The organism is Flavobacterium sp. PL002 (genome assembly GCF_054165825.1).
The window spans coordinates 2,529,248-2,541,331 of sequence record NZ_CM135110.1 but is presented as its reverse complement, the minus strand read 5'-3'; the positions used below and the strand labels follow the sequence as shown (position 1 = coordinate 2,541,331).

Annotated in this window: 11 protein-coding genes and 2 tRNA genes; 1 reads left to right on the top strand and 12 read right to left on the bottom strand. The window is 31.9% G+C overall.

Translation table 11 applies throughout. The features are described 5' to 3' along the window. The 7 genes from ACVEGE_RS11130 to ACVEGE_RS11100 all read right to left on the bottom strand — a co-directional run bounded on the left by ACVEGE_RS11130 (position 1) and on the right by ACVEGE_RS11100 (position 4,297). Positions 1-81, bottom strand: a tRNA-Tyr gene (locus ACVEGE_RS11130). Between the two features lie 56 nt (positions 82-137). Next, positions 138-211, bottom strand: a tRNA-Thr gene (locus tag ACVEGE_RS11125). Positions 212-302: 91 nt separating this feature from the next. Then, positions 303-605: a ribosome hibernation-promoting factor, HPF/YfiA family gene (gene hpf, locus ACVEGE_RS11120; RefSeq protein WP_173857232.1), complete on the bottom strand. Its 303-nt coding sequence runs from the start codon at positions 603-605 to the stop codon at positions 303-305. A 42-nt stretch (positions 606-647) separates the two neighbouring features. After that, positions 648-1,541 carry a tyrosine-type recombinase/integrase gene (locus ACVEGE_RS11115; RefSeq protein WP_173857231.1) on the bottom strand — a complete coding sequence of 298 codons (894 nt, stop codon included), beginning with the start codon at positions 1,539-1,541 and terminating at the stop codon, positions 648-650. Positions 1,542-1,618: 77 nt separating this feature from the next. Then, positions 1,619-1,813 carry a 30S ribosomal protein S21 gene (gene rpsU / locus ACVEGE_RS11110; RefSeq protein ID WP_007137807.1) on the bottom strand — a complete coding sequence of 65 codons (195 nt, stop codon included), beginning with the start codon at positions 1,811-1,813 and terminating at the stop codon, positions 1,619-1,621. Positions 1,814-2,066: 253 nt separating this feature from the next. After that, on the bottom strand, positions 2,067-3,236 hold the full coding sequence (locus ACVEGE_RS11105) for an acyl-CoA dehydrogenase family protein (protein ID WP_173857002.1): 1,170 nt from the start codon (positions 3,234-3,236) through the stop codon (positions 2,067-2,069). Between the two features lie 176 nt (positions 3,237-3,412). Beyond that, positions 3,413-4,297 (bottom strand): ComEA family DNA-binding protein, encoded by an 885-nt coding sequence (locus ACVEGE_RS11100; protein WP_192500429.1) that lies wholly within the window; start codon positions 4,295-4,297, stop codon positions 3,413-3,415. Between the two features lie 307 nt (positions 4,298-4,604). Here ACVEGE_RS11100 and ACVEGE_RS11095 point away from each other — a divergent pair, with 307 nt between their 5' ends. Then, positions 4,605-6,086, top strand: a complete 1,482-nt coding sequence (locus ACVEGE_RS11095; protein ID WP_192500430.1) for an amino acid permease — start codon at positions 4,605-4,607, stop codon at positions 6,084-6,086. Positions 6,087-6,158: 72 nt separating this feature from the next. Here ACVEGE_RS11095 and ACVEGE_RS11090 read toward each other — a convergent pair whose 3' ends face one another. The 5 genes from ACVEGE_RS11090 to ACVEGE_RS11070 form a co-directional block, all read right to left on the bottom strand. Continuing rightward, positions 6,159-6,398, bottom strand: coding sequence for a PspC domain-containing protein (locus ACVEGE_RS11090; protein ID WP_225738088.1), 240 nt, complete (start codon positions 6,396-6,398; stop codon positions 6,159-6,161). Between the two features lie 64 nt (positions 6,399-6,462). Further along, positions 6,463-7,740: a DUF2851 family protein gene (locus ACVEGE_RS11085; RefSeq protein ID WP_192500431.1), complete on the bottom strand. Its 1,278-nt coding sequence runs from the start codon at positions 7,738-7,740 to the stop codon at positions 6,463-6,465. Positions 7,741-7,801: 61 nt separating this feature from the next. Continuing rightward, the gene (locus ACVEGE_RS11080) at positions 7,802-8,284 is read right to left on the bottom strand and encodes a 3'-5' exonuclease (protein ID WP_173850157.1); all 483 of its coding nucleotides are present in this window, start codon (positions 8,282-8,284) and stop codon (positions 7,802-7,804) included. A 123-nt stretch (positions 8,285-8,407) separates the two neighbouring features. Next, entirely contained in the window at positions 8,408-9,769 is a 1,362-nt protein-coding gene (locus ACVEGE_RS11075) for a pyridoxal-phosphate dependent enzyme (protein ID WP_192500432.1), read from the bottom strand. A gap of 338 nt (positions 9,770-10,107) precedes the next feature. Next, positions 10,108-12,057, bottom strand: a complete 1,950-nt coding sequence (locus ACVEGE_RS11070) for a putative porin (RefSeq protein ID WP_192500433.1) — start codon at positions 12,055-12,057, stop codon at positions 10,108-10,110. Between the last annotated feature and the right edge of the window lie 27 nt (positions 12,058-12,084).

The following is a 12,084-nucleotide window of genomic DNA, read 5'->3' as shown; positions in this document are numbered from 1 at the left end:
TGGGGAGAGCAGGATTCGAACCTGCGAAGTTTACACAGCAGATTTACAGTCTGCCCTCGTTGGCCGCTTGAGTATCTCCCCTCACTTTTTTATCTTTAATACTGCATTTAGCCAAATACAATACAATCACTATTTAGAGCCGGCGGAGGGACTCGAACCCACGACCTGCTGATTACAAATCAGCTGCTCTAGCCAACTGAGCTACGCTGGCAGTATTGTTAAAAAAGCCCGCTATTTCTAACGGACTGCAAATGTATAGATTTTATCTCTGAAACAAAACATTTTTTTAAAAAATTTTCATTTTAAATATGAGCTCTTATCTTTTCTTTCCTTTTTACCAGCATTCTCTCCAATGATTCCGCCGAAACCTCCACTGCTTCCTCAAAAGACTTACATTGTTTTTTAACAACAAAATCATCTCCAGGAACATTCATTTTAATCTCAACAATCTTATTTTCCTTATCACTGGTATTTTCAACTTTTAAATAAACATCCGAAGAAACAACCTTGTCATAATACTTCTCCAATTTATCCATTCTCTCTTGAATAAAACCCACCAACTTTGCATCTACTGCAAAATTAACCGCATGAACACTTACCTTCATAATCAATTTGTTTTATAGTTAAACATCCCCATCAATAAATCACTATTCACTCCTTGGATGCGCCTCATTATACACCTTTTTCAATTCTAACAAACTGCTGTGCGTATAAATTTGAGTCGAAGCCAAACTAGAGTGACCTAATAATTCTTTAACAGAATTCAAATCAGCGCCGTTATTTAACAAATGAGTCGCAAATGTATGTCGCAAAACATGCGGACTCGTCTTCACCTTTTCTGACACCCTACTAAAGTAAGAATTAATTAAACGATACACAAAAGAATCACTCAACTTTAATCCTTTTTTAGACAAAAAAAAAGAATCCTCATCACTAATTAATTCCAAATGAGAACGTTCTTCAATATACCTTGAAAATTGCCCCATTACAACTGGTAAAATAGGCAAAATGCGTTCTTTACTTCGTTTTCCAAGCACTTTAATAGTACTATTTGACAAATCAACATTTGCATAACGCAAACCAATCAATTCAGCCCGCCTCATACCTGTAGCATAAAATAAATCCACAATCAACTTATTTCTTACTATTTCAAAACTACCCGAGCCTATCTCGACATTCAAAGCATTAACAATTTCTTTTTCAGAAAAAGGGATTTGCAAAATTTTATTTGTTTTTAAAGCCTTGTGCTTTACTAAAGGAGAAACTACAATTTGTTTACTTTTAAGAAGAAAACGATAAAAAGCTTTTAAAGAGGCAATCTTTCTATTTACTGAAGTATTCGACAAACCCCCATCAACTAGAAGCACAATCCAAGATCTAATTTGACCATAAGCCACACCCGCAATGTCATCATCATCAAATTCAGCAGTATTAAACACTTGAAATTCTAAAACATCACCACAATACGCTTTAACCGTATGCTGTGAATATTTTTTCTCTTTTTGTAAATAATCCTGAAAAGCTGCAATATTAGAATTCATAATAAATAAAAAAACCGTTAGCATCAAAGTTATAAAACTTTAATGACTAACGGTAATTATCATGTAAAAAGAACTACTTAGTTTTCTAAGTTGTCTTTCATGTTTTGAATATAAGCTGCTTTTTGAACTTTAATTCTATTTTTTACAGAAGGCTTAATAAAAGCAGTACGTGCTCTTAACTGACGAACAGTTCCTGTTTTATCAAATTTTCTTTTATAGCGCTTTAATGCTCTATCGATATTTTCTCCGTCTTTAATTGGTATAATTAACATAATTTTGACACCCCCTTTCGTTAAGTGTGCAAAAGTAAACATTATTTTGGGTTAAAGACTATAAATTACTATTTATTTTGGATGTGCCGGCAAAAACAACATTTTATTTCAAAACAACTTTCCGTTTGCCGTCAGGCTATTCGTTACAATCTTTTACTCCGCATGGCTCCATAAAAGGATTTACACTACTATCCTTCACACAAAAAAAGAGTCAATAACCAAATTGACTCTTCTCTAACTCTTCAACAAAATATTACTTCACCGCTGGTTTATAATTTTTATTATCAATAATCATTTTTGACAATATTTCTTTAAGGATTTCTGATGTTCCACCACCTATTGGCCCTAGACGACTATCTCTTAATAAACGCGCCAAAGGATATTCCTCCATGTAACCATAGCCTCCTAGCATTTGCAAACAACTATAAATTGTCTCATCAGCTACTTTTGTAGACTTCAACTTAGCCATTGTCGCTTCCTTAACCACGTACTCTCCTTTATTTAATCGTGCCACAGCAGCATAATTAAACACTTTACAATGCTCAACATCTGTTGCATGTTCTACCAATGTATGTCTTAGCGCTTGAAATTTATCAATTGTTTTACCAAAAGCTTCTCGTTGCGACATGTACTCTATTGTATACTCAATTGCATATTCGGCTCTTGCATGACCATTTATAGCCATAATCAAACGTTCTAAAGCAAAATGTTGCATGATATAAGGAAAACCTTTCCCTTCTTCACCCATCAAATTCTCTAAAGGAATTTCGACGTTATCAAAAGCGATTTCTGCAGTATCTGAAGCTCTCCAACCCAATTTATCCAATTTTGTTGCAGAAATTCCGTTTGTATTTTTATCTACTAAAAAGATACTTATTCCCTTATTACCAAGTTCCATATTCGTTTTAGCAGCGACTACATAATAATCAGCATAAACTCCGTTAGTAATAAAGGTCTTAGATCCATTAATGACATATTTATCGCCTGTTTTTATTGCAGTAGTGCGCATACCTGCAACATCACTACCTCCAAAAGGTTCTGTAATACACAAAGCGCCTATTTTATCTCCTGAAATACTTGGAGCTAAATAATCTTGCTTAATTCTTTCATCTCCTTCTGCATTTAAATGCGTCATTGCTAAATAAGAGTGCGCCCACATTGCAGCTGCAAAACCAGAAGACTTAATTTTTTGAAGTTCTTCTAAAAAAATAACAGTGTAAAATAAATCTAGATTCATTCCACCATAAACTTCTGGATAATTTATTCCAAAAAAGCCCATTTCACCAAACTTTTTCCAAATAAAACGCTCTATCGTTCCCGTTTTTTCCCATTTTTCAATATGAGGCACCACTTCTTTTTGCAAAAAATCTTGCAAACTCTTCCTGAATAATTGGTGCTCTTCTGTGAAATAAATTGATCCCATATAACTAAAGTTTTTTAACAAATTAAGTAATTGAAATCGAAAGCAAATGCTTTGTGTTTCAAATTTAAGTTTTTTTTAAGTTATGTTAAAGGACCGTACTTTAAAGAAAAAAGCAATCTCCAAAACAATTATCCTGAAGATTAATTAAAAATAAAAAAGCCCTTATTTACAAACTTCTAATCAAAGTCCAAATATAAGGCAATTATTTTTGCTTTATCAACAGGAAAACCCTTAATTTTTATTAAATCCTCAATATTAACAAAATCACCATTCATACTTCGATACGTTATAATACTAGTAGCTTGCTTATAATTAAAATAGGGGAATCTCGAAATCTCTTTTAAAGACGCATTATTTATATCTAATTTATTCAAATTAGTTGTGGTTCCTATTTTAAAATTATCTTTCACTCCTTGCACCGCTTCTGGAGAAAGTCCCCAAACATCTTCAATTTGATCCATCGAAACAAAACTACCTAAAGTGGCTTTATATTTTAATATTCTTTCTGAAAAAGCAGCCCCCACCCCATACACTTTTATCAAATCTTCTTGAGTAGCACTATTAATATCACTTTGCACCTTTTCTTTTTTGGCGAAAGCCTTAGTAGTATAATTAACATACTTAGTTGTGCTTTTTTTATTTGTAACCCAATCAGGAAATTTAAAATTGGATGACATTGTTTGCAACAATGAGTCTGAGACTTTAGTCACTGATTGAAATTCAGCAGCCGAATTAACATATTTATTCTTATTTCTAAAATCATGCAGTCTATCAATTTCAGCAATTGACATTCCGAGTTTATAGCCTTTATAATCACTTATAAAATTTGGGTTATAAGGATACACTTTATAAGCTAAACTATCTTTTTGAATTTTTAATGAATCAATTCCATGCTGAAGGGAAAGCCACTGTTGTTCTTCGGGATCATTTTCTTCCTGCGAATCAAAATCAACAAAAAAATAAATCATTTGAGAAGTTATAATAATACCGAATAACAATAAAACAGCTTTACTCTGTTCTTTTGAATATTTAAAATAGTTTGTAATTTTTTTAAAGTTCATTTATAAAGCTTAGTAATTTAACCATAATTAAGCACTAACAGTATCAATTATAGTCATTTAAGAATATTTCAAACACAACGTTTTTATAATAAAAAACAGCAATTTACAAAAACAAAAATTAACAACACTACAGACAAACACTTAATAAACAAACAAATCCTCAATTAGTAAGAGTAGAATATTAGGTATTCTGAATTAAAACCATATATATATGCTGATTTTATTTTAAACTTATATTGTAATATTGTTTTTATATTTTATAAAAAATAATACATTTGGGCACTAATAACAATAAACCTAAAAATATATGTCAATTTGGAAAACAAAACCACTTTCGGTTTTATTAAATGAGGCGTCTGACGATGAGAAAGGTCTAAAGAGGACTTTATCTGCACGCTCATTAGTCGCACTTGGTGTTGGAGCTATTATTGGTGCTGGATTATTTTCTTTAACAGGAATAGCAGCCGCAGATAATGCAGGACCAGCAGTAACCTTATCTTTCATATTAGCAGCCTTTGGTTGCGCCTTTGCAGGACTATGTTACGCTGAATTTGCTTCTATGATTCCAGTTGCAGGTAGTGCTTACACCTACTCTTATGCCACAATGGGAGAGTTTGTAGCATGGATTATTGGATGGGATTTAGTTCTAGAATATGCCCTTGGAGCTGCTACCGTGGCGGTGAGTTGGTCACAATATGTCGACAAATTCTTAGCCAATTACGGCCTCCATATTCCGCAAGAAATACTCCATGGACCATGGGACAGTAGCCCTGGATTTATCAATTTACCAGCCATACTTATAATTTTTGCACTATCTCTTTTATTAATTAGAGGTACAAAAGAATCTGCTTTACTAAATAATATTTTAGTTATTTTGAAAGTAACTGTTGTTATTGTGTTCATCGCTTTAGGTTGGGGATTCATAGATGGCGCTAACCACACCCCATTTATCCCTGTAAATGAAGGAGAAGCACTTTTAAGCTCAGGTAAAATGACATTCTTAAACTTCTTTAGCAGCGACTACTTTGGTCATTATGGATGGAGTGGTATCTTAAGAGGTGCAGGAGTTGTTTTCTTTGCATTTATTGGTTTTGACGCTGTATCTACTGCTGCACAAGAAGCAAAAGACCCACAAAAAGGAATGCCAATAGGTATCTTAGGATCTTTAATTATATGTACAATTTTATACGTTCTTTTTGCTTTTGTATTAACAGGTTTAGAAAATTACTTAAACTTTAAGGGTGATGCTAGTCCAGTTACTACCGCATTTGCTAAAACAGGATATACTTTCTTAAACTCTGCACTTACAATCGCTATTATTGCAGGATATACATCAGTAATGTTAGTAATGTTAATGGGACAAAGTAGGGTATTCTACAGTATGAGTGTAGATGGTTTATTACCTAAATTTTTTAGTACACTGCATGCAAAAAATAGAACACCATATAAAACAAACTTACTTTTCATGATTTTTGTAAGTGTATTTGCTGGTTTTGTTCCAGTATCAGACTTAGGCCATATGGTAAGTATTGGTACATTATTCGCATTTGCTCTTGTATGTATTGGAGTTATTGTAATGAGAAAAACAAATCCAGATGCAGAAAGAGGTTTTAGAGTACCTTTTGTACCCGTTTTCCCTATCATAGGTGTTATCATTTGCCTAATTTTAATGGCTGGATTACCTATTGTAAGTTGGGAAAGACTTGCAATTTGGATGGTTATTGGTGTGGTGATTTATTTCTTATACGGAAAGAGAAACAGTATATTAAATAATCCGGACAAAAAATAACAGTTCATACTAAACATAAAAAGGGATTATAAAGTACCAACTTTATAATCCCTTTTTCTATTTAAAGCGTATTTACAAATCAAATACTGAGGTTCTTTTTGCACGAATTAAATCTTTGAACTTAAGCCAAAAAGCTATAGTTAAATACACTCCAAACCACAATCCCACAGTTACAAAAGAGATATAAATAAAAAACAAACGCACACTCGTCACACGCATACCCAATTTATCGGCTAAACGCGAAGATACATGGAAGCCATATTTTTCAAAAAAATACTTTATTTTTATTACTCTTGCTATTTTTTCAGGCATATCTAGTATAGATGAAATTAATTGCCATCAAAAGTACATCATTATTTTAGTTAAATCATAATATTCACGAAGATGCTCCTTTTAATAAATAAGTCCCTATTGCACAATCTAAGCATTTACTTTTAGCACAATACTCATTTTTTAATTGCAATAAAGATTGTGAATCAAAAGCACTATTTGACTTAATCCCGAAGGATGAAAACTTATCAATAATAGCATTCTTTTCGGGTGCTACTTCATGCATTAAGCGAATAATTTCTTCTGATGGGTTTTGCCCTTGACTTTTGGCGTAAGCAAATTGTAATGGAATTATCGTATTAATAACGATTAAATTAATAAATGACTTTGAAACTTTTTTATGCTTAAAACTACTCTCCTTATCAAATAAATAATGCGTTTTCCAATAGGTAGATACAGTTAATTTAAAGGCATCATAAATGGAATCCAACTTGGTTAAACCAATAATTTTTGAGAACAAATTATGTTGTTCTCCATATAAATTAGCAAATTGAGACAATCGAATAGTAGGAAAATTATCTGGTCTGTGTTTAAAAAATTGAACAGGTTCAAAGACTGGTGCTTCTAATTGGTATTTGTGGAGTAAATAATAGTAGCGGAATTTCAAATCTTTAAAATAAACATCTTCTTTATCAGTTTCCAATAAATTAGCGAAACCAAACAATAAAGCTTCTAGATTTTCAGTTTCAAAGCCTTCTTTCCTGATAATACTAAATGGAATCGCTTGTACTATTTCGTTAAAAATAGCCCCATTAGTATTCAGCCCAAAATTCTTAGCCAACATACAAAACAAGACCGCCTCCCAATCATTATTTGTTTTTAAGAGCAAGTCATCTATAGGTTGTGATTTTCGCTCTAAGCGCTCAAAAAAGAGTCTTTCTTGCCAGTTATTTATAGTAAAAGATGGAACATCCCTCAAATCCCTTTCGCAAAAAATCCAAGACTTGGGAGTTATTAAAGCTTGATAATTAGCAATTGTCTCTTTGTCAACATAGCTTTTAAGTTCTAAAACAGGAATTATTGAATTATCCTTTCTAAATATCTCGGCATCGTGTTCCCATACAACATGCAAAATAACGTTATCATAATTAGCATCACGTTCATGATTGTGAACATACCAGTCAGATGACTTAAGGTGAATCTCAACATTACCAGCCCATTTTTGACTTCCCACTGTTATTTGAGCATTAAAAAAATCAGGCCCTGCTAGCTCTAAATATTGGCCAACATTAGCAATAATTATTGGTTCTTTGCTCACCGAAAACAAATTTAAGGTATCAAATTTTTTAAATTTCCAGAGGTAATGTAAAAAGGCTTCTTTCATAATACAAACAATAGCTAAACCACTAAAGTAATGAAAATAAATACCTTAACCAATTTTGTATTTATCGTAGCAAATATAATTTGGCACAAGCCCTAGCATCCGAAAGTGCTTCGTGGTGATTCAAGGCAATATTCATTGCATTACAACAATCACTAAGCTTAGTAGGTTTCAGTCCTTTTGCTTTATAAATTTTTACTGTACATTCCCACTTACTAGCAATATTTAAGCTTTCATAATCTAAATTATAAAGCGCCATTGATTTGCTCAATACATTTCTATCAAAACTTTCGTTGTGTGCTACAACAACTCGGTTTTGAAGACGTTTTTGAATTTCAGGGTAAACTTGCGAAAATGTTTTTGCATTAACAGTGTCTCGAGGGTAAATACCGTGGACCTGGATAGTATAAGGAGAGTAGAGATTATTAGGTGGCTTAATTAAACTCACAAACTCATCTATAATCACACCATTTTCTACAGTAACAATCCCTACTGAGCAAGGATGGTGCGCAATGGCAGTTTCAAAATCTATTGCAACAAAAGTCATATATTAACTTAATTAAAGTGATTTAGACAACCGTCTAAAATTTGAAAATAAAAAACCACGAATTTCATAATTTCACACCTAAATGCAAAAAGTAGAAACTCGTGGTAAAAAAAATAGTTAGTATTATTTAATAGACCCAATAATATCATATTTAGTGATGATATGGTGTTTACCATTCCCTAAATCGATTAATACTGCCGGATTTTCTCTAGTAAATAATTTTGAAACTTCTTCAATTGTTGTTCCTAGTGGCACAATAGGAAAAGCTTTTCCCATAACCTCTCTAATAGGTCTATCAGCAGTGTTTTTATCATTAACAAAGCTTTGAAACAAATCAGACTCATCTAATGAACCTACAAATCCAGTAATATCTATAACCGGAATTTGTGATATTTTATATTTACGCATTCTCTCTATTGCATGTGATACTAATTCCTCAGTACGGGCAACAATTAATGGTTTATCAATATGATCTTTAATAACATCTTCAGCCTTTGTGATTGTTTCCTCTAAGAAACCTCTTTCACGCATCCAGTCATCATTAAACATTTTACCTACATAACGGCTTCCTGAATCGTGAAATAAAACCACTACAACATCTTCTGGTCTGAAATGTTCTTTCAGTTGTAAAAGACCTTTAATAGCAGCTCCAGCAGAATTCCCTACAAATATCCCTTCTTCAAGAGCTATTTTTCGAGTATAAACAGCCGCATCTTTATCAGTTACTTTTGTAAATCCATCAATTAAAGAAAAGTCTACATTCTTTGGTAAAATATCCTCTCCAATCCCTTCGGTAATATAAGAGTAGATTTCGTTTTCATCAAAAATACCTGTTTCGTGGTACTTTTTAAAAACAGAACCATAGGTATCTATTCCCCAAATTTTAATATTTGGATTTTTCTCTTTCAAGTATTTAGCACAACCTGAAATTGTCCCACCTGTACCTACTCCTACAACAAAATGAGTAATCTTACCTTCTGTTTGTTCCCAAATTTCAGGACCAGTTTGCTCATAGTGTGCTAAAGCGTTTGAAGGATTATCATATTGATTTACATACCAAGAATTTGGAGTTTCGGTCGCTAATCTTTTAGAAACTGAATAATATGATCTTGGATCAGATGGCTCTACATCAGTAGGACAAACAACAACCTTAGCACCTACAGCTCTAAGGATGTCCATTTTTTCTTTAGATTGTTTATCAGAGATCACACAAATCAATTTGTAACCTCTAATAATAGCTACAAGAGCTAATCCCATTCCTGTATTTCCAGAAGTACCTTCAATAATAGTACCTCCTGGTTGTAAACGCCCATCAGCTTCGGCATCATCAACCATTTTGACAGCCATACGGTCTTTTACAGAGTTTCCTGGGTTAAAAGTCTCTACTTTTGCAAGTACTAAAGCGTCAACTTCTTTAGTTACTTTATTCAATTTCACTAATGGAGTTCCTCCAATAGTACCTAATATATTTTCTGCGTATTGCATTCAGTTATACGTTTAAGATTCTAATTTTGTTATAAATACTTTTGCAAAGATAGTATTTTGTTATAAACATTTTGGCTTAAGCCAAATTGCATTTGACATTTCATTACCAGCTGATTCTCTAAATGTGGCTTTAGTATATTTTGACAACAATTACTATGCTATAATTTCAAATAAAAAAACATTGTAATCACGTCCAAATTATAGCAAAAAAAACTCATGATAACAATACTATTTGTAAAACAGTCTAATCATCAATTAGTACAGACTATTACTATCTAAATACCCTGCTCGACTTGACAAAAATTAATTTGAACTATATAATTGAAATAATTTTGGCATTAATTAAAGAAATTCCAGATCAATCCAAAACGTATCATAAAGTCACGATAGGGATTATTAGGAGCTGCATAAAAATCATTTCCTGTCAAAGAGGAATTAAAATGTTCTGCTTTAAAGTAAATTCGGGTTCTTTGAATTTTAGCATTAAAAAAGAAATCAATATTAGGATAGTTCCCTATTTCCTTTTTTTCTTGAATAAAAAACTCTCCAATAACTGGATTATAATCATTTGCAAAATACTTAGTGAAGTAATTTAAAGTAAATCCTGTTTGAAAAAACAAAGCTTTCTTAAAAAGGTGGTCTGTATAATATATTGTGTTTCTTGTAACTAATTCAGGAACATTTAAAATAGCGTTCTTTTGATCCACTTTTTGATACAAAACAGTATTATCTAAAGCAAATTTGCCAAATTTAAATTCTCTGCTCGCCTTCACCGAAACATAATTAATTGAGCCACCATATTGCTGTGGTGTCACAATTTGCTGACTATCACTTGTAGCAGTATTTTCAAAATACAAATGATCATTTAAAGTCATTAATTGAAGTGAAGCATTAATCCAAGGTGTTGTAGCATTCGCTGAAATTATGTTTATTTTTTCGTTTTGTAAATTCTTTGACCAGTTGTAACCTACATAACTACTTTGATGCAAGAGATAATTATCATTAGGAAGCTTATTGAGGTTTTGATACCCAAAAGAAAACTGATAATCATCATTCAACTCGTATTCCATCTTGGCATCTAAGTTAGACAAAGACTGATTTGTAATAGACGTAGAATATAAAAATGTTCCCCTCCATTTATTTTTTTTATAATCGTACTGTCCACCAATATTATTAATATTACGTGTTAATGAAGCTGGAATAGTTTCATCCGCTCGAATCAATATTTGGTAATAATAATAATTACTTCTAAAGTCATCTGCAAAAAACTGAAACTTTCCTAAAGTTAAATTCTCATAAGTCAATCCAACCTTATTATACATCTTATTATAATGCGTTTGATCATTGATGCTATTATCTTTATAAGAATCACCAAATCTATAGACCGTTTCAATACCTACTGTAGACTCAATAGTAGGTTGGTTGAATTCAAAAAATTTATTCTCGTAATTAAATTGGTGTGAAACATAAAGATTATTTTCTCCTTTACTAGGATTGATTCTAAAAAATTGATCCACAAATATTCTTTTCCCCTTTAAGAATGATTTAGCATCATTAAAATACACCTGAAGCCTCTCTCTATTATTATAATCAGCATTCCCACTTTCAAAATCTGAAAGAGTTGTTATTCCCCCATTTTCTTCATTAGAAATATCTTGATATGTATAATGTGCGTTAACAAAATAGCGCTTATTTAAAGTATTATAACTAGTAGTAAATCTAAAATTCCCCGTACTTGAAAGTTGGTTTATATATTTCCCTTCAGATCGTAATCCTTTGTAAGCAATCGAAAAATTAAGTCTCGGAGTGATATTTAATGTAAAAAAAGCATCTAATGATTGTCCTTTTTGCATCACCGATTTGAAATATAATTCGGTTACAGGAGTAGCAACAGAACTGTATTTAATATCATTAGCTTCAAGAAAATTAAAATGTTTGGCTTTAAAACCAAATTCAGGATAAGGAGAAAATTTACCCATACCATACTGTAAAGTATTATAGGTTTGTCCCTCATTAGGAAATGCTAATAGTCCAAAATTATCTTTTCTTAAATAATTGAAAGTATGTTCTTTTTTAATAGTAAGCGAAGTATCTAAGTAAGTCGTATCACGTTCAATATTGATAAATCGATATTGATCAATGGTAGCTACTTCTTGAATTTTTTTAGTTTTAGTAGAATCTAAAACACCGTTTTCACTAGAGTTCAATTCTGGTTTTTTATCGGGCCTTGCTTGTGAAAAAGCAACTACTGAAAATAGTAATATATAGATATAAAGAAGAATTCTCATTTAGATAAAGATATAATTATGATGTAT